17 protein-coding genes are annotated in these 20,677 nt (G+C 65.0%); 6 read left to right on the forward strand and 11 right to left on the reverse strand.

Annotated features, from left to right (window positions below; all coding sequences use genetic code 11):
* Nucleotides 1-46: 46 nt before the first annotated feature.
* From C8N34_RS08670 to C8N34_RS08680, 3 genes are all read right to left on the reverse strand, one after another.
* The gene (locus C8N34_RS08670) at nt 47-3,244 is read right to left on the reverse strand and encodes an efflux RND transporter permease subunit (protein ID WP_108128509.1); all 3,198 of its coding nucleotides are present in this window, start codon (nt 3,242-3,244) and stop codon (nt 47-49) included.
* Nucleotides 3,241-4,203, reverse strand: coding sequence for an efflux RND transporter periplasmic adaptor subunit (locus C8N34_RS08675; protein ID WP_422387664.1), 963 nt, complete (start codon nt 4,201-4,203; stop codon nt 3,241-3,243). The genes C8N34_RS08670 and C8N34_RS08675 overlap by 4 nt, the downstream gene beginning before the upstream one ends.
* Nucleotides 4,204-4,281: 78 nt before the next feature.
* Complete coding sequence (locus C8N34_RS08680; RefSeq protein ID WP_108128511.1) at nt 4,282-5,076, reverse strand: alpha/beta hydrolase; 795 nt, start codon at nt 5,074-5,076, stop codon at nt 4,282-4,284.
* A gap of 125 nt (nt 5,077-5,201) precedes the next feature.
* Between C8N34_RS08680 and C8N34_RS08685 the strand changes: the two genes are divergently transcribed.
* A complete protein-coding gene (locus C8N34_RS08685; protein ID WP_108128512.1) occupies nt 5,202-5,555 on the forward strand; it encodes a DUF6404 family protein in 354 nt (117 codons plus the stop codon).
* 4 nt (nt 5,556-5,559) lie between these two features.
* Here the strand turns inward: C8N34_RS08685 and phoB are convergent, their stop codons facing one another.
* The 6 genes from phoB to C8N34_RS08715 all read right to left on the reverse strand — a co-directional run bounded on the left by phoB (nt 5,560) and on the right by C8N34_RS08715 (nt 11,702).
* Nucleotides 5,560-6,252: a phosphate regulon transcriptional regulator PhoB gene (phoB, locus tag C8N34_RS08690; RefSeq protein WP_054302572.1), complete on the reverse strand. Its 693-nt coding sequence runs from the start codon at nt 6,250-6,252 to the stop codon at nt 5,560-5,562.
* A 3-nt stretch (nt 6,253-6,255) separates the two neighbouring features.
* On the reverse strand, nt 6,256-6,972 hold the full coding sequence (gene phoU, locus C8N34_RS08695; RefSeq protein ID WP_108128513.1) for a phosphate signaling complex protein PhoU: 717 nt from the start codon (nt 6,970-6,972) through the stop codon (nt 6,256-6,258).
* Between the two features lie 11 nt (nt 6,973-6,983).
* The gene (pstB, locus tag C8N34_RS08700; RefSeq protein WP_054302570.1) at nt 6,984-7,781 is read right to left on the reverse strand and encodes a phosphate ABC transporter ATP-binding protein PstB; all 798 of its coding nucleotides are present in this window, start codon (nt 7,779-7,781) and stop codon (nt 6,984-6,986) included.
* Between the two features lie 12 nt (nt 7,782-7,793).
* Entirely contained in the window at nt 7,794-9,149 is a 1,356-nt protein-coding gene (gene pstA / locus C8N34_RS08705) for a phosphate ABC transporter permease PstA (RefSeq protein WP_108128514.1), read from the reverse strand.
* Complete coding sequence (gene pstC, locus C8N34_RS08710) at nt 9,146-10,606, reverse strand: phosphate ABC transporter permease subunit PstC (RefSeq protein WP_054302568.1); 1,461 nt, start codon at nt 10,604-10,606, stop codon at nt 9,146-9,148. The genes pstA and pstC overlap by 4 nt, the downstream gene beginning before the upstream one ends.
* A gap of 61 nt (nt 10,607-10,667) precedes the next feature.
* Nucleotides 10,668-11,702 carry a substrate-binding domain-containing protein gene (locus tag C8N34_RS08715; protein ID WP_054302567.1) on the reverse strand — a complete coding sequence of 345 codons (1,035 nt, stop codon included), beginning with the start codon at nt 11,700-11,702 and terminating at the stop codon, nt 10,668-10,670.
* A gap of 383 nt (nt 11,703-12,085) precedes the next feature.
* On the opposite strand from C8N34_RS08715, the gene C8N34_RS08720 reads away from it, so the two are divergent.
* Genes C8N34_RS08720 through C8N34_RS08740 form a run of 5 tightly spaced genes read left to right on the forward strand, consistent with a single transcriptional unit; the run spans nt 12,086 to nt 17,864 of the window.
* Nucleotides 12,086-13,099 carry a BMP family protein gene (locus C8N34_RS08720; protein WP_170120542.1) on the forward strand — a complete coding sequence of 338 codons (1,014 nt, stop codon included), beginning with the start codon at nt 12,086-12,088 and terminating at the stop codon, nt 13,097-13,099.
* A 20-nt stretch (nt 13,100-13,119) separates the two neighbouring features.
* On the forward strand, nt 13,120-14,622 hold the full coding sequence (locus tag C8N34_RS08725; protein ID WP_170120547.1) for an ABC transporter ATP-binding protein: 1,503 nt from the start codon (nt 13,120-13,122) through the stop codon (nt 14,620-14,622).
* Entirely contained in the window at nt 14,612-15,655 is a 1,044-nt protein-coding gene (locus tag C8N34_RS08730; RefSeq protein WP_108128517.1) for an ABC transporter permease, read from the forward strand. The genes C8N34_RS08725 and C8N34_RS08730 overlap by 11 nt, the downstream gene beginning before the upstream one ends.
* Nucleotides 15,652-16,599: an ABC transporter permease gene (locus tag C8N34_RS08735; RefSeq protein ID WP_108128518.1), complete on the forward strand. Its 948-nt coding sequence runs from the start codon at nt 15,652-15,654 to the stop codon at nt 16,597-16,599. The genes C8N34_RS08730 and C8N34_RS08735 overlap by 4 nt, the downstream gene beginning before the upstream one ends.
* The gene (locus C8N34_RS08740) at nt 16,599-17,864 is read left to right on the forward strand and encodes an amidohydrolase family protein (RefSeq protein WP_108128519.1); all 1,266 of its coding nucleotides are present in this window, start codon (nt 16,599-16,601) and stop codon (nt 17,862-17,864) included. The genes C8N34_RS08735 and C8N34_RS08740 overlap by 1 nt, the downstream gene beginning before the upstream one ends.
* 96 nt (nt 17,865-17,960) lie before the next feature.
* On the opposite strand, the gene C8N34_RS08745 is transcribed toward C8N34_RS08740, so the two are convergent.
* Nucleotides 17,961-19,250 (reverse strand): MFS transporter, encoded by a 1,290-nt coding sequence (locus tag C8N34_RS08745; protein ID WP_108128520.1) that lies wholly within the window; start codon nt 19,248-19,250, stop codon nt 17,961-17,963.
* Nucleotides 19,251-19,386: 136 nt separating this feature from the next.
* Complete coding sequence (gene pepT, locus C8N34_RS08750; protein ID WP_108128521.1) at nt 19,387-20,625, reverse strand: peptidase T; 1,239 nt, start codon at nt 20,623-20,625, stop codon at nt 19,387-19,389.
* Between the last annotated feature and the right edge of the window lie 52 nt (nt 20,626-20,677).

A 20,677-nucleotide genomic window follows, 5' to 3' on the forward strand; every position in this document is an offset into this window, starting at 1 on the left:
AAAGGGTGGGGGCGGAACCGCCCCCCAATTGACGTTATCGCGACGGTCAGGTCTTGAAGACGCGATAGATCGCCGGGATTACCAGAACCGTCAGCAGGGTCGAACTGAGCAGTCCGAACAGCAACGAGATTGCAAGCCCCTGAAAAATCGGGTCCGCGAGGATCACCACCGCCCCGATCATCGCCGCGATGGCGGTCAGCAGGATCGGCTTGAACCGGATGGCGCCCGCCTGGATCAGCAACTCCACCGGCCCTACATCGGACGGCCCATGGCGAATGAAATCGACCAGCAGGATCGAGTTGCGCACGATGATCCCCGCCAGCGCAATGAAGCCGATCATCGAGGTCGCGCTGAATGGTGCGTTGAAGATCAGATGCCCCGCCATGATGCCAAGGAAGGTCAGCGGGATCGGCGTCAGGATCACCAGCGGCAGGCGGAAGCTGCCGAATTGCGCCACGACAAGGATATAGATGCCCAGCAGCGCCACCGCGAAGGCCGCCCCCATGTCGCGGAAGGTGACGAAGGTGACCTCCCACTCGCCATCCCACAGCAGGGTGACGTGGCTTTCATCCTCGGGTTGGCCATGCAGGCTGATCTCGGGCTTCATGCCCTCGGGCCAGTCCATGTTCTCCACCGCATCGGCGACGGCGAGCATGCCGTAAAGCGGCGCCTCGTAATCCCCGGCGAGTTCTGCCGTCACCATCTCGGCGGCGCGGCCATTGTGGCGGAAGATCGGGAAGCTGGCCTGTTCCTCGCGGATGCGGGCCACATCACCCAGTTCCACCACCCCCCGCGCACCGGGCAGGGTGTTGGCGGGGATGGGGGTGGACAGAAAGCGTTCGTCCAGCACCCGGTCGGATTTGTCGCGCGCGATCACGATGGGCAGCGCCTGCCGCCCCTCGCCGCGATGCGAATAACCCACGGTTTGCCCGGCATTCAGCAGTGCCAGCGTGTCGAAGACATCGCTTTCCTGCACCGAGAAGAACTCCAGATCATCGGTCGAGATCGTGGCCCGCAGCCGCCGCGCGGCGGTGCCATAGCTGTCATCCACATCGACGATATAGGGCACCTGTTCAAAGGCGGCGCGGATCTTCGCGGCGGCCTCGCGGCGCACCTCCGGCGTCGGGCCATAGACCTCGGCCAGCAGGGTCGCCATGACCGGCGGGCCGGGCGGCGGTTCCACCGTTTTCAGCACCGTGCCCGCGGGCATGTCGATTCCGGCAAGCTTCTGGCGGATGTCCAGCGCGATGTCATGGCTGGTGCGGTCGCGGTCACCCTTGGGCGCGAGCAGAATCTGCACCTCGCCCAGTTCCGGCGAATTGCGCACATAGGCGTGGCGCACCAGACCGTTGAAGTTGAAGGGGGCCGCTGTCCCGGCATGGGTCTCGACCGAAATCACCTCGGGCAAGCCCATGACCATGCGCGCCACATCCTGTGCCACGCGGTCGGTCGCCTCGTGGCTGCTGCCTTCCGGCAGGTCGATGGTGACCGACAGCTCCGACTTGTTGTCGAAGGGCAGAAGTTTCACCGTCACATCCTTGGTGTAAAGGAGTGCGAGCGAGCCGAAGGACAGCGCTGCGGTGACCAGCAGGAAGGTCAGGCTGCGCGCCTTGGTCTTGAGCAGAGGCCGCGCCACACGGGCGAAAGCCGCGCCCAGTCTGCCGCCGGGGGTGCCGTGGCTGCCGCCCGCATCATGGCCATGCACCGGCGCCTTGCCGGCGATCCTGACCATCAGCCAAGGGGTTATGATGACGGCGACGAAGAAGGAAAAGATCATCGCGGCCGAGGCATTGGCCGGGATCGGCGACATATAGGGCCCCATCAGCCCGCTGACGAACAGCATGGGCAGCAGCGCGGCGACCACGGTCAGCGTGGCGACGATGGTGGGGTTGCCCACCTCGGCCACAGCGTCGATGGCGGCCTGCGGGCGCGAGCGACCGTCCCCCATGCCCCAGTGCCGCGCGATGTTTTCAATCACCACGATTGCGTCATCGACAAGGATACCGATGGAGAAGATCAGCGCGAAAAGGCTGACGCGGTTCAGCGTGTAGCCCATGATCCATGCGGCAAACAGCGTGAGCAGGATCGTCACCGGAATGACGATGGCCACCACGATGCTTTCGCGCCAGCCGATTGCCAGCAGCACCAGCCCGATGATCGAGAGGGTGGCAAGGCCGAGGTGGAACAGCAGTTCGTTGGCCTTTTCATTGGCCGTCTCGCCATAGTCGCGGGTGACGGTGACCTGCATATCCTCGGGGATCAGGCGGCCTTCAAGGCTTTCGACGCGATGCAGGATCGCCTCGGCCACCACCACGGCATTGGCGCCCGCGCGTTTCGCCACCGCCAGCGTAACGGCGGGCCCGCGGTTCAGGCTGCCGTCGGCGTTGCGGGTGATGTGGCTGACCAGCGTGTCGCCAGTATCCGGCACATAGGCCACATCCGCCACATCGGCCACATAGACCGGGCGGCCGTCGCGCGTGGTCAGCAGCAGGTTCGCCACCTCGGTGGGGGCGGTGAGGGTCTCGCCCGCCACAAGGTCGATCTCCTGCCCCTGATCGCGCAGCTTGCCGGTGTTCATGGCCCGGTTCGCCTGCTGCACCTTGCCGACAAGCTGTTGCAGCGTCACGCCATACAGCGCAAGCCGTTCGGGATCGGGGGCGATACGGATGGCCTCGGTCGCCTCGCCCACAAGGTAGGTCAGGCCCACGTCCTCGGTCTTGGCGACCTCGGAGCGCAGTTCGCGCGCGATGCGGGTCAGGTCGGCGGGGGTCATATCGGCGCCCGGTTTGGGCGAGAGCGTCAGCGACACGATGGCCACATCATCAATGCCGCGCCCCACCACCAGCGGTTCGGGGATGCCGACCGGGATGCGATCCATGTTGGCGCGCAGCTTTTCATGCACGCGCAGGATGGCGGAATCCGACGGCGTGCCGGTCAGGAACCGCGCCGTCACCATGGCGCCATCGTCGCGGGTCTGCGAATAGACGTGTTCGACCCCGTTGATGCCCTTTACGATGGTTTCCAGCGGTTCGGTGACCAGCTTCACCCCGTCCTCGGCCTTCAGGCCCTGCGCGGTGACCAGAATGTCGATCATCGGCACCGAAATCTGTGGCTCTTCCTCGCGCGGCAGCGAGATGAGCGCGACAAGCCCCACCGCCAACGCGGCAAGGATGAACAGCGGCGTCAGCGCCGAGCCGATGAAGGCCCGCGTGAGGCCCCCGGCAATCCCGAGTTTCTGGTTCATTCCGCGGCTCCGATCTCGTCGCCCTCATGCAGGCCCGAGAGAATCTCGATCATCTCGGTGCCGTCGATCCGGTGATGCTGGCCGGGAACGACCGTGCGGTCCTCGGTGCCTTCGGCGGTCTTCACCGTCACGAAATCAAGGCCCGATCTGGTGGCGATGGCATCGGCAGGCACCAGAAGCGCCATGCGCTTGCCCACCGGCAGGCGCACCACGACACGGGCGTCGACAAAGCTGTCCGGCAGGCCCGCGACCTCGACATCGGCCACCACACGGCCATTCTCGATCAGCGGATAGATGCGGGCCAGCGTGCCCTGCGATTCGCCTGCGGGTGTTTCGATGGTGATGGCGGCGCCCTGTTCGAGATGCGCTGCATGGCGCTCTGGCACGGCGATGCGCAGGAAGAACCCCCCGCCGCCGATGGTGGCCACTGCCTCGCCCGGCATGACCACGGCCCCCGCCGCCTGCGGCACCGACAGCACGCGCCCCGCCACCGGGGCGGTTACGGTGCCTTCGGCCTGCTGTTGTTGCAGCACGCGGGCCTGCGCCGTCTGCGCATCAATCTGGCCCTTCACCACATCGACCTGCGTGCGCAGCGCATCCAGCCGTTGCGCGGTGGTGACACCGCGCTTCAGCAGATCCTCGCCACGCTGCAATTCGGTTTCCGCGTTGGAAAGCTGGGCGTTCAGCGCCTCGATCTGCGCCTGCACGGCGGCAAGCTGGAAGTTCAGCTTGTCATCGACGATGAGGCCCAGCGGCTGACCGGCCTCGACCAGATCGCCCTCGGTCACGGTCAGTTCGACCAGCGTGCCACCGATGCGGGCGCGGGCGGGCAGGCGATCCTTGGCCTCGATCCGGCCATAGACGGGTTTCCATTCGGTCACCTGAACCGGGACAAGCGGTTGGGCGGTGGCGGCGAGGGGGCTGGCCAGAAGCGTGGCGAGCAGGAAAGAGCGCAGCAGCATTGGAGCCTCGGATTTCACATTCATAAAAATGAATATAATAAACCGGCTCCGATTACAACTGCCTTGTGCCGAAATTTAGCGGGCCGGAACCTCGTCCATGCAGGCCGCGCAAAGCGCCGAAGCGGGATCGGCCAGCGCGTCGATCACGTCAAAGTGGTGGCGACCCGGATCGGTGGTCCAGGGACAATTCCATTCCTCCGACAGAACGCGTGCCTGCCACAGGAAGGCAGGGCGTTCCTGCGCCCCGACCCAGACATGCGCCCCGACCCCGGCACGGCGGGGCAGAAAGGCGGGACTTTCGGCCTGCGCCTCTGCCGCATCCAGATGCAGGGTTTGGTTCATCGTGGTCGCCAGCAGCGGCGCAAGATCGGCCAGGGGCGAGATCGGCACGACGCGCACAAGCCCGGGCAGAGCAATGTCGGCGCAGCCCATGCGGGCTGACAGATGCCCTCCGGCGGAATGCCCGGTCACCACCATCGGCAGGCCAGGCAGCCGCGCGGCGATGGCGGTGCAGGCGCTGGCCACCTCTTGCGTCATGGAGGAAATCCGCGCCTCGGGGGCGAGCGTGTAAGAGGGCATGGCGCAGGCCAAGCCGCGAGCCAGCGCACCCGCCGCCAGATGCGACCAGCTTTCGCGGCCAAAAGCCATCCAGTAGCCACCATGGACAAAGACCAGAATGCCGCGCGGTGCGGTCTCGGGCAGGAACAGGTCGAACTGCTGGCGTGGGGCAGGGCCATAGGTCAGGCCACATTCCGCTCGCGTGCCAAGTGCCGCGCGGAAGTTGCTGGCGGCAGCCTCCCACCGGGGCGGGAAGGCATCTGCCCCTGCGATGAAGGCCCCATTCGCATAGGCGCGGTCTGGATCGGTCATGGTTCGTTCCTCTGCCTGTCCCCTCCTCTGTGCCGGTAAAGCCGCGCCGCGCCAAGCCCTTTCTGGGAGGACTTGCCGGGACGCGCGCATCAGCGCAGGGTGCCAGCACCTGAAACGGAGCGATCATGGCGGACGATTATAGCCGCAAGCTGGCGGCCGCGCTGGCCGAAGCAGAACGCGCGGGCATCCCGCGGTTCTGGGTGTTTCCGTTGGCGTGGCATCTGGCGCAGCGGCTGGGCTGGCAGGTTCGCCTGCTGCTTTATGCGACCTTCAGGCAGAACCTGCTTGTCTTCAGCCTGCCCTTTGGTGTGCTTTGGGGCCTTTCGATGCACTTCGCCACTTGGGGCCCGCACGGCAGGGTGCCGGGTGAGCAACTGGCGCTCGCGTCTATCACCGCGCTGTTGTTCGGCACCGCGATGGCCGGGTTTACCGCCTTCACCCGCGGCCGCAAGGAACTCAGCCGCTGGGAATACCTCTGACCGCTTATCCCAGCGCGTAGCCCGCGCCGCGCACCGTGCGCAGCGGGTCGTCGCCGCCGAACTGACACAATGACTTGCGCAGCCGGCCGATATGCACATCCACCGTCCGCGTGTCGACATAGATGTCGCGGCCCCAGACCCGGTCCAGCAGCGCCTCGCGGCTCCAGACCCGGCCGGGCTTTTCCATGAAGGTGGTCAGGAGGCGGAACTCGGTCGGGCCGAGCTTCAGCACCTTCTCGCCGCGATAGACCCGGTGGGTTTCAGGGTCCAGCCGGATGTCATCATATTCCAGCACCACCCCGGCGGTGGAGGGGCGGACGCGGCGCAGCTGCGCCCGTGCCCGCGCCATCAGCTCCAGCACCGAATAGGGTTTGATGACGTAATCGTCGGCACCGGTTTCCAGCCCGCGCACGCGATCCACCTCTTCGGCGCGGGCCGAAAGCAGGATGATCGGGATCGACCGGGTTTCCGGTCGGATCTTCAGACGGCGACAGACCTCGATCCCCGAAAGGTTGGGCATCATCCAGTCGAGGATGATGATGTCGGGCTGCGCCTCGTCCACCAGCATCATCGCCTCTTCGCCATCGGCGGCCTGCACCACGCGAAAGCCTTCTGCTTCAAGGTTATAGGCCAGAACCTCGCGCTGCGCGGGTTCGTCCTCGACCAGAAGAACGGCGGGCTGATCCTGTCCTGCCATGGCTCAGCCTGCCTCGGTTCCGATGGCGGGGATCGCGCTGTCCTTGGGGCGCTCGTCATCGGGCATTGCGCCGGTCACCAGATAGATCACCTGTTCCGCGACGCCGGTGGCATGGTCGCCGACACGCTCGATGTTCTTGGCGATGAAATGCAGGTGCATGCAGGCCGTGATGTTGCGGGTGTCTTCCAGCATATGCGTCAGGAACTCGCGGAAGATGGCATTGTACATCTGGTCCACTTCCTGATCGCGCAGCCGCACATCCTGCGCCATATGGGCGTCACGCATGATATAGGCGTCCAGCGCATCCTTCAGCAGCAGAACCACGGTCCTGGTCATCCGCCGGATCGAGCCGGTCGCCCCGGCGACGATGGCCATTTCATTCAGCACCGGCACGCGCTTGGCGAGGTTCTTGGCATAGTCGCCGCAGCGTTCGAGGTTGGCCGCGATGCGCATGACCGTCAGCACGGTGCGCAGGTCCGATGCGGTGGGCGAGCGCAGGGCGATCAGCCGCGCGCATTCCTCGTGGATACGCTCTTCCAGTTCGTCGATCACTTTGTCGCCCCGGCGCACGCGGGCGGCCAGTTCGATGTCGCGGGTGTCCAGCGCTTCGGCCGCGTCCAGCATCGCGGCTTCCACCAGCCCGCCCATCTTCATGACCATGGCCTGCACGCCTTCAAGATCACGGTCGAAGGACGAAACGATATGTTTTTCGGTGTTCATGGCGCGCTCCGTCAGCCGATCCGGCCGGTGATGTAGGATTCGGTCCGCGGGTCTTGCGGGTTGGTGAAGATCTGGCCCGTCTCGCCGTATTCCACCAGATGCCCGAGGTGGAAGAAGGCCGTGCGCTGGCTGACACGGGCGGCCTGCTGCATCGAGTGGGTGACGATGACGACCGAGAACTGGCTGCGCAGTTCGTCAATCAGCTCCTCGACCTGGGCGGTGGCGATGGGGTCCAGCGCGGAACAGGGTTCATCCATCAAGAGCACCTCGGGCGAGGTGGCGATGGCGCGCGCGATGCACAGGCGCTGTTGCTGGCCGCCGGAGAGGCCGGTGCCGGGGGCATGCAGGCGGTCCTTCACCTCGTTCCACAGTGCCGCCTTCTTCAGCGATGTTTCCACCACCTGATCCAGCTCGGCCTTGGATTTGGTCAGTCCGTGGATCTTGGGTCCATAGGCCACGTTGTCATAGATCGACTTGGGGAAGGGGTTCGGCTTCTGGAACACCATGCCGACGCGGGCGCGCAGGGTGACCGGATCGACGGATTTGTCGTAGATATCCTCGCCGTCCAGCTTGATCTCGCCCAGCACGCGGGCGATGGACACGGTGTCGTTCATCCGGTTCAGACAGCGCAGGAAGGTCGACTTGCCGCAGCCCGAGGGGCCGATGAAGGCGGTGACGGTGCCGCCGAGAATGTCGATGTCGACATCCTTCAGCGCGTGATTCTCGCCATAATAGACCTGCACGCCCCGCGCGGTCATCTTGGCGGTGTCGGAGGACACGGTTCTGTCGGCAATACGCATATCGTTCATTTGTTCAGCCCCTTACCAGCGGCGTTCGAAACGGCGGCGCAGCAGGATGGCGACCGCGTTCATCAGAAGAAGGAAAACCAGCAGCACGATGATGGCACCGGAGGCGCGTTCCACGAAGGCCGGATCGGCGCGCTGGGTGAAGTTGTAGACCTGCACGGGCAGGGCGGAAGCCGGATCGAAGAAACCTTCCGGCGGCGCATCCGGGAATTCGCGCACGAAGGCAACCATGCCGATCAGCAGCAGCGGCGCGGTTTCCCCCAGCGCCTGCGCCAGACCGATGATGGTGCCGGTCAGGATGCCGGGCATGGCCAGCGGCAGGACGTGGTGGGTGATCGCCTGCATCTTAGAGGCCCCGACCCCCAGCGCCGCATCGCGGATCGAGGGCGGCACCGCCTTCAGCGCCGCGCGGGTGGCGATGATGATGGTCGGCAGCGTCATCAGCGTCAGCACCAGGCCGCCGACAATGGGTGCCGATTGCGGCAGGCCCATGAAGTTGATGAAGATGGCGAGACCCAGGATACCGAAGACGATCGACGGCACCGCGGCAAGGTTCGAGATGTTCACCTCGATCAGGTCGGTCCATTTGTTCTTCGGTGCAAATTCCTCAAGATAGATCGAGGCGGCAACGCCGATGGGCAGGGCCAGCACCAGCACGATCAGCATCATGTAGGCCGAGCCGAGGATCGCGACGCCAAGCCCCGCCGCCTCGGGGCGCAGTTCGGAGGCATCGCCGCCGAACAGGAAGCCGGGGTTGAAGGACAGGCTCATCAGCCCGGCCTCGCGCATCTTCAGCGCCAGTTCAAGCTGCTCGGGCGAAATGTTGCTGTCCAGTTTGGCGCTGTCCATGGTGACGCGGCCCTTGAAGAACCCGTCCACGCGGCCATTCGCCAGCAGTTTCACATCTACCGTCTGTCCGACCAGCGCGGGATCGGCCAGCACCTGATTGCGCAGGTTGGCGGCGGCCTCCTGCGACAGCAGGCCGGAAATCTGCTTGGCCGTCAGCCCGTCGGTGGCAATGCCCTTTTCGGCCAGCGCGGTGGCCAGGGCTTTTTCGATCACCTTGGCATAGCCGATGGTGGTGACCTTCTTCATCACCTCGATGTCGCCGGTGCCGGATTTGTCCAGCACAGTCGCATCCAGTGCCACCGGCATGGTGATGAAGGTCTGGCGGAAGGCGCCAAGGCCGTTGCCCAGCACCGAGGTCAGCAGGATGACCAGCGCGAGGATCGACACCGCGATGGCGGCCGCGCCGTAGAAGCGGAAGCGCGCTTCGGCGGCATTGCGGCGGCGGGTGCGGGCGTCGGTCACATGCAGCGACTTGCGCGGCTGTGCGCCGGACCGGCCGGTTTGCGACGTTGCGTCGGTCATTCGTATTGCTCCCGGTATTTCCGCACGATCACCAGCGCGACAACGTTGAGCGCGAGGGTGAAGCAGAACAAGGTCAGGCCAAGGGCGAAGGCCACCAGCGTTTCAGGGCTGGCGAATTCGGTATCGCCTGTCAGCTGGCTCACGATCTTCACCGTCACGGTGGTCATCGCCTCGAAGGGGTTCACGTCCAGCTTGGCGGCGGCCCCGGCACCCATGACCACGATCATGGTTTCACCGATGGCGCGGCTGGCGGCCAGCAGAATGGCGCCGACGATGCCGGGCAGGGCGGCGGGCAGGATCACCTGTTTCACCGTTTCCGATCTGGTGGCGCCAAGGCCGAACGAGCCATCCCGCATCGACTGCGGCACGGCGTTGATGATGTCGTCCGACAGGGACGAGACGAAGGGGATCAGCATGATGCCCATGACCAGACCCGCCGTCATCACCGAGGACGAGGACGAACCAAGCCCCATCGGCTGTGCGAACCAGTCGCGCAGGAAGGGGCCGACGGTGATCAGGGCGAACAGGCCATAGACGATGGTCGGAATGCCGGCGAGGATCTCGATGGCGGGTTTGGCGAAGGCGCGCACCTTCTTGCCGGCATATTCCGACAGGTAGATGGCGGCCATCAGCCCCACCGGAACCGAAACCAGCAGCGCGATGAACGAGACGTAGAGCGTGCCCCAGACCAGCGGCCAGAGCCCAAGCTCGGACCCGCCACCGAAGCGCGGGCTCCAGGTCAGCGAGAAGAAGAAATCACGGAAGTCGTAAAGTTTGAAGAAATGAACGCTTTCGACAACCAGCGAGGCCACGATGCCGAAGGTGGTGGCAACCGCGATCAGCGAACAGCCCGCCAGCAGCACCAGCGTGAACTGTTCCACCAGATTACGGGCGCGCTGGCGCGGGTCGATGCGCCACAGCGCGAAGCCCAGCCCCGCAAGGGCCGCCAGCAGCACGGCCAGGGCCATGCCAAGGCGCAGGGTGCCCGACAGGCTGCGGTATTCCTTGGCTGCTTCCAACACCGAAGGTGCTACGTTGGAGCCCAGTGCCACGCCAACCTCTGCCAGACGACCGCGCATATCGGTCAGATCGGCGCGCAGGGCGGCAAGGCCCGTTTCGTCCAGCCCCGCGTTGCGCGCGACCGCGTCCAACCCGTCAGCGATGCGCCGGACATCGGCCATCACCAGTTGCGTGCTGCCATAGCTTGCCACATCCGCCGCGGGGATCATCCCGGCGACGTGGGAATTCAGGGCGGTGGGCTGCACAAAGGCCCAGGTGACCAGCAGCAGAAGCGCGGGCACCGCAGTAAACAGAAAAACCGACCAGCCATAATAGCCGGGCAGCGAATGCAGCGTGCGAGGGTCTCCTCCGACGGCGGAAAGGGCCCGCTGCCGCCCGAGGATGAACCCGAGGACCGCGAGGCCCAGTACGATGAGGGTAATAAGGCCGATGCTCATGTCGCTTTCGCCTGGCAAGAGAAAGGGGTGGCGCGGGAGCGGCGCCACCCCTGGGGTCAGATCAGTTCAGCGGACCCATCGGGGTTTCGTTGGCCACCGCTTCCTGGGTTTTCGCCAGTTCCGGGTCCGACACGAGGCCGTAAGCTGCCAGCGGGCCTTCCGGGCCAGCCATGTCGTCCGACACGAAGAACTCCAGATATTCCTTCAGGCCGGGGATCACGCCGATATGGGCTTTCTTCACATAGAAGAACAGCGGACGCGACACCGGGTAGTCGCCCGAGGCGATGGTTTCGGTCGAGGGAACCACGCCATCCATCGTCGCCACTTTCAGCTTGTCGGTGTTGTTCTGGTAGAACGACAGGCCGAACACGCCGATGGCGTTCTTGTTGGCGGCGATGCGGGCCAGCGTTTCGGTGTAGTCGCCGTCGATGTCGACCGACAGACCATCGGTGCGCAGCGCGAGGCAGGCTTTCTTGCCGTCCTCTTCGCCCTTGGCGGCCACGAGGGCCTCTTCGGCGCCCGAAGCCTTGCAGCCTGCTTCCAGAACCTTCACGTCAAACACTTCACGGGTGCCGTGCTTGGTGCCGGGGATGAAGGCCAGAATGTCCTGCGCCGGGAAGCTGGCGTTCACGTCAGCCCAGGTTTTCGCGGTGTTCGGGACCAGCTTGCCATCCTTCACGACTTCGGCGGCCAGCGCGTTGTACCAGTCGGTCGGGGTGAAGGCGAAGTCCGGGCCCGCAATGTCGCTGGCGAAGACGATGCCGTCATAGCCGATGCGGACTTCCATGATTTCGTCGACGCCGTTGGTCTTGCAGAGGTCGATGTCCGACTGCTTGATGCGCGACGAGGAGTTGGCGATGTCGATGGTGTTTTCGCCCACGCCTTCGCACAGTTTCTTGCGGCCAGCGCCCGAACCGCCACCTTCGACGACCGGGGTCGGGAAGTCGAAGTTTTCGCCGAAGGCTTCGGCAACGATGGTGGCATAGGGCAGCACGGTCGAGGAACCGGCGATCTGGATATTGTCGCGGGCCATGGCGGCGGTGGCCGACACGGCGGCAATGGCGAGGGTGGAGGCGGTGAGTTTCATCAGGGTCATGTCCTGGCTCCTTGTTGGTCCCGTGGACCGCTTGCGGGACGCCGCTCGCGTCCTTGAGGCCGGGGGTAGCGGAGCCGTGTGACTGCTATGTAAGAGTTGTGTGACAGTTTTATGAAAGCACCTGTGCCGCGGGCTTTCTGCTGCAAAACCCGGGTGTCGCCTGCTGCGCCCTGTGTGGTCCGGCACGGGGGATCTGCGGAGAAAACGCCCGGATCGGCGGGAAGGATGCTGCTGCTGCCTAAAATTTGTGCATTTTCTTTGGGTAACGGCTGTGGTGGCGCCAGCGAACGGGCTGCATGGCGACTCAGCCGGTCACGGGCCTTGTGACGAATCGCGACAAGGCTTTACCGTTTGGTCAAAACAAATCACCCAGGGAGTTTCACATGACCAAGGTAATGTTCGGTGCCACCCGGCGCGGCCTGATGCTGGGCGCGGGGGCGGCGGCTATGGGGCTGGCACTGCCGCGCCTCGCCTTCGCGCAGGACACGATCAAGATTGCGGGCATCTATACGGTGCCGGTGGAGCAGCAATGGGTCAGTCGCATCCATATTGCTGCTGAGGCCGCCAAGGCGGCGGGCGGGGTGGATTACACCTATACCGAAAACGTGGCGAACACGGATTATCCGCGCGTCATGCGCGAATATTGCGAAAGCGGTGTCAATCTGATCGTGGGCGAGATCTTCGGCGCCGAGGCCGAGGCGCGTGAGGTCTGCGCCGAATACCCGGATGTGAAATTCCTCCTCGGCTCCAGCTTCATGCCGGATGAGGCGGTGCCGAACCTTGCCGTGTTCGACAACTATATTCAGGACGCCTCTTACCTGTCGGGCATCATTGCCGGCGCGATGACCCAGACTGGCAGCATCGGCATGGTCGGCGGCTTCCCCATCCCCGAGGTGAACCGCCTGATGAACGCCTTCATGGCGGGGGTGAAGGAAACCCGGCCGGATGCAAAATTCCAGGTCAGTTTCATCGGCTCATGGTTTGATCCGCCCAAGGCGAAGGAAACCGCCTTTGCGATGATCGACGGCGGCGCCGACCTTCTTTATGCCGAACGGTTCGGCGTGTCGGACGCGGCGAAAGAGAAAGGGGTTCTGGCCATTGGTAACGTGATCGACACGCAGGCCGATTACCCGGAGACCGTCGTGGCCTCGGCGCTGTGGCATTTCGAGCCCACGCTGAACGCCGCGCTGGAGGCGATCAGGGCGGGCAGTTTCAAGGCCGATAACTACGGGGTCTACAGCTTCATGAAGGCGGGCGGCTGTTCGCTGGCGCCGCTTGGCACGTTTGAAGGCAAGGTGCCCGAGGCCGCGATGAAGCTGGTGGCCGAGAAGGAAGCCGCGATCAAGGATGGTTCCTTCACCGTGGCCATTGATGACAACGAGCCGAAATCGTCGTGAGCGATCCGCGTGACCTGGTGATGCGGCTGGACCGCATCACCAAGCGCTTTGGCGCGTTGACGGCGAATGATGCGATCAGCCTCACGCTGCGGCGGGGTGAGGTCGTGGCGCTGCTGGGCGAAAACGGCGCGGGCAAGACCACGCTGATGAACATCCTGTTCGGGCATTATGTGGCCGATGATGGGCGGGTGGAGGTGTTTGGCGAGCCGCTGCCGCCGGGCAATCCGCGTGCCGCGCTGGCGGCGGGCGTGGGCATGGTGCATCAGCATTTCACGCTGGCCGACAATCTGACCGTGCTCGACAACATTCGTCTTGGCACCGAAAGCCTGTTCTCGCGTGGTGCCTCGCGTGCGACAGCGCGGGCGCGGGTTGAGGCGCTCAGCCGCGATTTCGGGCTGGCGGTGCACCCGGATGCGCGGGTTGGCAGCCTGACCGTGGGCGAACGTCAGCGGGTCGAGATCCTGAAGGCGCTGTACCGCAATGCGCGAATCCTGATCCTGGATGAACCCACCGCTGTCCTGACGCCGCAGGAGGCAGAGGCACTGTTCGCCACGCTGCGCCGCGCCATCGCACAGGGTCTGTCCATCCTGTTCATCAGCCACAAGCTGCATGAGGTCATGGCCATTGCCGACCGCTGTGTGGTCCTGCGCCATGGCAAGGTGGTGGGAGAGGTGGCGACGGCAGAAACCTCGGGTGCCGAACTGGCCGCGATGATGGTAGGCGGCGAAATCGCGCTGCCCGAGGCGCGGCCTGCCACCGCGGGCAAGGTGCTGATGCGGCTGGACGGGGTGACGACGCCGGACAAGGGGGCTGCGCCGGGGCTGAAGCGGGTGACGCTGGATCTGCGGGCGGGCGAGATTGTGGGGCTGGCAGGCGTATCGGGCAATGGGCAGGCGGCGCTGGCCGATCTGATTTCGGGGCTGATCCTGCCCGGCTCAGGCAGCGTGTCGATGGATGGCCCGCTGGCCCGCTGGTCCCCGCGCGAGGCGATCCGTCAGGGCATCGCCCGCATCCCGGAAGACCGCCATAAGACCGGGACCATCGCCGATTTCACCCTGACCGAAAACGCCGTGCTGGAAGGTTACTGGCAAACGGGTTTCAGCAAGGCCGGGCTGATGGACTGGCGCGCGGCGGAAAGTTTTGCCGAAGGCATCATCGCCGCCTATGACGTGCGCTGCCCCGGTCCTGCCGCGCGCATCCGGCTGCTTTCGGGGGGGAATATGCAGAAACTGATCCTCGGCCGCGTGTTGGAACCGGGGCCGAAGATCATTCTGGCCAACCAGCCGGTGCGCGGTCTTGATGTCGGCGCCATCGCCTATGTGCAATCGCGGCTGATCGCGGCGCGCGACGGTGGTGCAGCGGTTCTGCTGATTTCCGAGGATCTGGACGAGATCATGGGACTCGCCGATGTGATACATGTGATGTCTGAAGGGCGGCTGTCGCCCGGTTTTGCGCGGGGCAGCAAGACAGCGGCGGAGCTGGGGCTGTGGATGGCGGGGCAGGGGTTCGACCATGCGGCTTGATCCCATCGCCGCCCCGCCGCTGTCGCGCCAGATCGGCCTGCCCGCGCTGGCGCTGGTCGCAACCCTGCTGGTCGCCATGGCTCTGGCGCTGATCGCGGGGGCTGACCCGCTGGCGACGCTGGGTCTGATCGCCAAGGGTGCCTTCGGGTCGAAATTCGCGGCCCTTGAGACGCTGAACCGCGCGACGCCGCTGATCTTCACCGGGCTTGCCGTCGCCGTCGCGTTCCGCGCGAAGCTGTGGAACATCGGCGCCGAGGCGCAGCTTTACGCGGGCGCCATCGTCGCCGTGCTGCTGGGCACCGGGGCACTGGGCGCGCCGCTGGTGCTGCCGGTTTCCGCACTGGCCGCGATGCTGGCGGGCGCGCTGGTGCTGCTGGGGCCGGTCGTGCTGAAAACCCGGCTGGGCGTGGATGAGGTGGTGACGACGCTGCTTCTGAACTTCGTCATGCTTCTGTTCGTCAGCTACCTGCTGGAAGGCCCGATGAAAGACCCGATGGGCATGGGCTGGCCCAAATCTCCGGCCCTGATCAAGGAGGCGCGGCTGCCCCGCATCGTCGACGGGTTGCGGCTGCACTGGGGCTTTGCACTGGCGCTTATCGCGGCGGTGGTGGTCTGGGTGATCCAGAGCCGCACCACGCTGGGGTTCGAGATGCGCGCCGTTGGCCAGAACCGTGAGGCCGCGCGTTTTGCCGGGATGCCGGTGAATGTGGTTCTGGTGAAGACTGCCCTTCTGTCCGGCGGTCTTGCCGCACTGGCAGGCTGGTCCGAGGTGGCGGGGCTGAAGGGGCATCTGTCCTCCGACCTGTCGCCGGGCTTCGGCTATACCGGCATCATCGTCGCCATGCTGGCGCTGCTGCATCCCTTGAGCGTGGTGCTTTCGGCGCTGTTCGTCGCCGCGATTTTCGTGGGGTCCGACAGCATGAGCCGTGCCGCAGGCGTGCCCACTTATATTGCCGACATGCTGCTGGCCACGGCGCTGTTGTTCATGGTGCTGGCGCTGATGCTGACACGCTATCGGGTGGTGTGGAAATGAGCGATCTTTTCGACATCCTGCTGTCGGTCAGCTTCTGGGCCGCCGCCATTCGCATCGCCTCGCCCCTCATCTTCGCCACGATGGGAGAGCTGATCTGCGAACGCGCGGGCGTGCTGAACCTTGGAATTGAAGGGATCATGGTCATCGGTGCCTTTGCAGGCTGGATGGCGGTCTATCTGGGAGCGCCCCTGTGGCTGGGGGTGACGGCGGCGATGGCGGCGGGGATGCTGTTTGGCCTGTTGCATGCCACTCTGACCGTGCCTTTCGGCTTATCGCAGCATGTCGTGGGGCTGGGGGTCACGATGCTGGCGACCGCCACCAGCTATTTCGTCTATCGGCTGGCGCTGCCCGAGGTGACGAGCCCGCCCAAGATCACGCCCTTCGCGCCGATGGACCTGCCGGTCCTGTCAGATATCCCCTTCCTTGGCCCGGTGTTGTTCCAGCAGACCGCGCTGACCTGGGCGGCGCTGATCTGTGCCGGGCTGGTGGGGTTTGTGCTGTTCCGCACGCCGCTGGGTCTGGCCGTCCGCGCGGCGGGGGAAAACCCCGCGGCGGTCGAGGCGCAGGGGCTTTCCGTCACCGGGCTGCGCATGGGGGCAGTGGTCGTGGGGTCGGGGCTGATGGCGGTGGGGGGCAGTTTCCTGACGCTGTCGGCCTTTTCGTCCTTCTTCTTTGAAATGGTCAACGGGCGCGGCTGGATCTGCATCGCGCTGGTGGTGTTCGGTGCGTGGAGGCCCGGCAAGGCCGTGCTGGGGGCGCTGCTGTTCGCGGCCTTCGATGCGCTGCAAATCCGTCTGCAACAGACGCCCTTGGGCGCGCATCTGCCCTATCAGGTGTTTCTGATGGCGCCCTATCTTCTGTCCATCCTCGCGCTGATCCTGATGTCGCGCCGGGCCGAGGTGCCTGCCGCGCTGATGGTGCCATATCGTAAAGGGGAACGCTGATGTTCGACATTCTGGTCAAGGGCGGCATGTTGCCTGACGGGACAGTGGCCGATATCGGCATCACCGGCGATCGCATCGCTGCGGTCGGCCGGTTGGAGGCCGAGGCCGGCCGGGTGATCGACGCCAGCGGCGATCTGGTCAGCCCCCCCTTCGTGGACCCGCATTTCCACATGGATGCGACGCTCAGCTACGGGCTGCCGCGGGTCAATGCCTCGGGCACGCTGCTTGAGGGCATCAGCCTTTGGGGCGAATTGCGCGAGATCGCGACGGTGGAAGAAATGGTTGATCGCGCCGTGCGCTATTGCGACTGGGCGGTCAGCATGGGCCTTCTGGCGATCCGCACCCATGTCGATACCACGCCCGACCATCTGCGCGGGGTGGAGGCGATGCTGGAGGTGAAGCGCCGCGTCGCCCCCTATCTGGACCTGCAATTGGTGGCCTTTCCGCAGGATGGTCTGTATCGCGCTCCCAAGGGCCGTGAAAATCTGATCCGCGCGCTGGATATGGGCTGCGATGTGGTGGGCGGCATCCCGCATTTCGAACGCACCATGCAGGAAGGCGCCGAAAGCGTGCGGGATGTGGCGCGCATCGCCGCCGAACGCGGGCTGATGCTGGATATTCATTGCGACGAGACCGACGACCCTCATAGCCGCCATGTGGAAACCATGGCGGCCGAGGTCACACGGCACGGGCTGGGCGCGCGGGCGGCGGGCAGCCATCTGACCTCGATGCATTCGATGGACAATTACTATGTGTCCAAGCTGCTGCCGCTGATCGCGGAAAGCGGGATGACGGCGATTCCCAACCCACTGATCAACATCACCCTGCAAGGGCGGCACGACACTTTCCCCAAGCGGCGCGGGCTGACGCGAGTGAAGGAAATGCAGGCCATGGGTATTACCGTTGGCTGGGGACAGGATTGCGTGCTGGACCCGTGGTATAGCCTCGGCACCGCCGATATGCTGGATGTGGCCTTCATGGGGCTGCATGTCGCGCAGATGACCCACCCGGCCGAGATGGCACGCTGCTTCACTATGGTCACGGAACATAACGCGGCGATCATGGGGTTGGAGGGCTACGGCCTGCGCCCCGGCTGCACAGCCTCGCTGGTGGTGCTGGACGCCGCCACCCCGACCGAGGCACTCCGCCTGCGCCCGGATCGGCTTTGCGTCATCTCCAAAGGCAAGGTCGTGTCCGAGCAGACCCGCAACGACGCGCGGCTGGGTCTGCCGGGGCGCCCCGCAACGGTGCGCCGGAGGCTTTGAGGGGGCTGACTTTGTGAGGGGCGATACGGCTCTGCGCGGCGCAGGGGGGCAATTCGATCCGGCTGCGGCAAATGCTGCATTCCGCACGAATATCCGCTATCCGGCTCCGGCGGCCAGTCGTTTGGCCAATACCAAACTCAGGATCATTGCCATCAGCAGAAAGATGGCGCCGACGCCCCAGGCAACGGATGTGGAGTATATGTCGGCCAGGGCACCTGCCATGACCAGCCCTGTCGCGGCTCCGAGTTGTTGGACGAGGGACCGGAGTGACAGCATGGTGGACCTCTGCCGATCCTCCACGCAGCGGTGCAGGATGCTGCTCGCGGGCGTTTCGCTGGCCCCGAGGATCACGGAATAGAGGACAAAGACGCCGACAAACCCGGCGATGCCACCCTGCATCGCCAAGGCCAGCTGAACGACCGCAAGGCATGCGAAAATCGCCGCCAGCGTGACGGCGTGGCGGCGTCTGAATATCCGGCTGATATGGGGTGACAGCGACGCACCGAAAGCGATCGCGAAAAAGTAGCCCGCAGTCAGGGCACCGATGGCGGTGTTCGCGTAGCCTTCGTCCAGCATCGGCCAGGCATGGGTCGGCCAGATCACCTCGACCGGATTTGTCGCCATCAGGAATAACAACAGCACCGTCAGAAGCATTGAAACTGTCGGATGCTTCAGGGCCAGAAGACCGGCCCCGGCTATCACCGACGGGACGTTGACGAAGCCCTGTACGACCGCCTGTGGGTTCAGCGGACGCGGTTCTTCGGTGATGGCGAACAGGGTGTAGATCAGGACGCCGACCATCGCGGCGAAGCTTGCTGCATAAGACACGTCATAGGTGCTGATCCCATACTTCAGCGCTGCCATGCCGAACGCATCTGGCAGCAGACCGCCAAAAATGGCACCGACGGCGAGGCCCATGGCGTTGGCCCAGTGCGCCTTTGCGAGCGCGGGCTGGATATCAACGTCTGGTGCGGCGGCTGTGAAGGTTTCGACAAACCAGGCATCAAGTGTGCCCGACCGGAGCGCGCGCCCGAAGCCGATGAGGGCAAACGAAAGAGCCAGGACGCCGAAGTCGCTCGACGACAGAAAGAGCGCGAGCGAAATCAAACTGGCCACGACCGCCGCGAGGAAAACCGGCTTGCGACCGATGTTGTCGGCCAATCCGCCGAACGGCAGTTCCATCACGATGGTGGTGAGCGAGTAGATGCTGAAGAGCAACGAAATCTGGAGGAGGTCCATGCCCCGATCTGTCAGCGCAAGCGCGGCGACGGCCACCGTGAGGCCCATGGCAAAACGGTCAAGAAACTGATGTATCTGAAACACCCGGATGTGGCGTCGCGCCGTGTCCGTCAAGCCATTCAGGGAGAACTCGGTTTCTGTCGCCATGGCGGCAGCATCCGCCTTTGTACAGCGTTGCGCAATGGCTTGCCGGGCAGACGGCGACCTGGCATTGCGCGGGCCAGGTCACCAGGACGAGCAAAGGAAACGGCGGCTTCGTCCCGCAATACCTGCGCGCCGGGCGTCAGCCTCGCACCGCCATCCCGGCCAGCCGCAGACAGACCCGTGTCGCGGCGGCCATGTCCTGCACGCTGATCCATTCCAGCGGGCCGTGAATTTCCTGCATGCCGGTAAAGATATTGGGGCAGGGTACGCCCATTTCGGTCAGGCGCGAACCGTCGGTGCCGCCGCGGATCGGGACGCTGACCGGGGCGATGCCCTCGGCCTCGCAGGCGGCGCGGGCGAGGTCGACCGGCGTCATGTCCTTTTCCAGCCAGTAGCGCATGTTGCGATATTGGGCGCGGATTTCGCAGGCCACAGTCGCGCGCGGTTCGGTCGCGGCCAGCGCATCACAAGCCTGACGCAGCAGGGCGCCTTTGGCCTCTAGCCCGTCAAGTTCAAAATCGCGCAGGATGAAGCGCAACTCGGCCTCGGCGGCGGTGCCGGTAATCTCGTAAAGATGCAGGAAACCTTCGCGCCCGTCTGTCAGTTCGGGCACCAGCGACTGTTGCGGCAGCAGGTTCACCAGCTTCGCCGCCAGATGCAGCGCATTGACCAGCTTGCCCTTGGCATAACCCGGATGCGCGGAAACCCCGGTGATCTTCACCACCGCCCCGTCTGCCGAAAAGCTTTCATATTCCACCTCGCCCACCTGTCCGCCATCCAGCGTATAGGCGAAATCGGCGCCCAGATCGGCGGGCAGACGCTTGTCAACGCCCCGGCCGATTTCCTCGTCCGGGGTGAAGGCCAGCCGCAGCTTCGGATGCGGGATCGACGGATCGGCCAGAAGATGCCGCGCCATCGTCATCAGGATCGCCACACCCGCCTTGTCATCGGCGCCCAGCAGCGTGGTGCCGCTGGCGGTGATGATGTCATGGCCAAGCTTGCTGCCCAGATAGGGCGAGACCTCGGGCGACAGCACCAGCCCCGGCGCATCGGCAAAGCTGATCGTGCCGCCGTTGTAACGGCGGTGCACCACCGGCTTCACGCCGGTCGCATTGAAGGCGGGCGCGGTGTCGACATGGGCCAGAAAGCCCACCACCGGACCGTCCGCAGTGGCGGGCACCGTGGCCAGCACCGCGCCATAATCGGTGATCTGCACATCAGCAGCACCGATGCCCGTCAGCTCCTCTGCCAGCAGGCGTGCCATGTCGAGCTGGATCGCCGTGCTGGGCGAGGCGGTGCCGCGCTCGTCGCTCTGGCTGTCGATGGCGGCATAGCGCACAAGGCGGGTTTCCAGTTCGGTGTCGAATTCTGCGGTCATGGGGCCTCCGGCTTTCGGGGCCATGAGGCGCGCGGCACGCGGGCCTGTCAAG

It is taken from the genome of Gemmobacter caeni (genome assembly GCF_003054195.1).
Lineage (GTDB): Bacteria > Pseudomonadota > Alphaproteobacteria > Rhodobacterales > Rhodobacteraceae > Gemmobacter > Gemmobacter caeni.

Coding starts and splice junctions, on each gene's coding strand:
- C8N34_RS08680 (WP_108128511.1), bottom strand. CDS start 5,076: ATGACCGATCCAGACCGCGCCTATGCGAATGGGGCCTTCATCGCAGGG.
- pstB (WP_054302570.1), bottom strand. CDS start 7,781: ATGAACGATATGCGTATTGCCGACAGAACCGTGTCCTCCGACACCGCC.
- C8N34_RS08670 (WP_108128509.1), bottom strand. CDS start 3,244: ATGAACCAGAAACTCGGGATTGCCGGGGGCCTCACGCGGGCCTTCATC.
- phoB (WP_054302572.1), bottom strand. CDS start 6,252: ATGGCAGGACAGGATCAGCCCGCCGTTCTTCTGGTCGAGGACGAACCC.
- C8N34_RS08720 (WP_170120542.1), top strand. CDS start 12,086: ATGACCAAGGTAATGTTCGGTGCCACCCGGCGCGGCCTGATGCTGGGC.
- C8N34_RS08745 (WP_108128520.1), bottom strand. CDS start 19,250: ATGGCGACAGAAACCGAGTTCTCCCTGAATGGCTTGACGGACACGGCG.
- C8N34_RS08685 (WP_108128512.1), top strand. CDS start 5,202: ATGGCGGACGATTATAGCCGCAAGCTGGCGGCCGCGCTGGCCGAAGCA.
- pstC (WP_054302568.1), bottom strand. CDS start 10,606: ATGAGCATCGGCCTTATTACCCTCATCGTACTGGGCCTCGCGGTCCTC.
- pepT (WP_108128521.1), bottom strand. CDS start 20,625: ATGACCGCAGAATTCGACACCGAACTGGAAACCCGCCTTGTGCGCTAT.
- pstA (WP_108128514.1), bottom strand. CDS start 9,149: ATGACCGACGCAACGTCGCAAACCGGCCGGTCCGGCGCACAGCCGCGC.
- C8N34_RS08740 (WP_108128519.1), top strand. CDS start 16,599: ATGTTCGACATTCTGGTCAAGGGCGGCATGTTGCCTGACGGGACAGTG.
- C8N34_RS08715 (WP_054302567.1), bottom strand. CDS start 11,702: ATGACCCTGATGAAACTCACCGCCTCCACCCTCGCCATTGCCGCCGTG.
- phoU (WP_108128513.1), bottom strand. CDS start 6,972: ATGAACACCGAAAAACATATCGTTTCGTCCTTCGACCGTGATCTTGAA.
- C8N34_RS08725 (WP_170120547.1), top strand. CDS start 13,120: ATGCGGCTGGACCGCATCACCAAGCGCTTTGGCGCGTTGACGGCGAAT.
- C8N34_RS08730 (WP_108128517.1), top strand. CDS start 14,612: ATGCGGCTTGATCCCATCGCCGCCCCGCCGCTGTCGCGCCAGATCGGC.
- C8N34_RS08735 (WP_108128518.1), top strand. CDS start 15,652: ATGAGCGATCTTTTCGACATCCTGCTGTCGGTCAGCTTCTGGGCCGCC.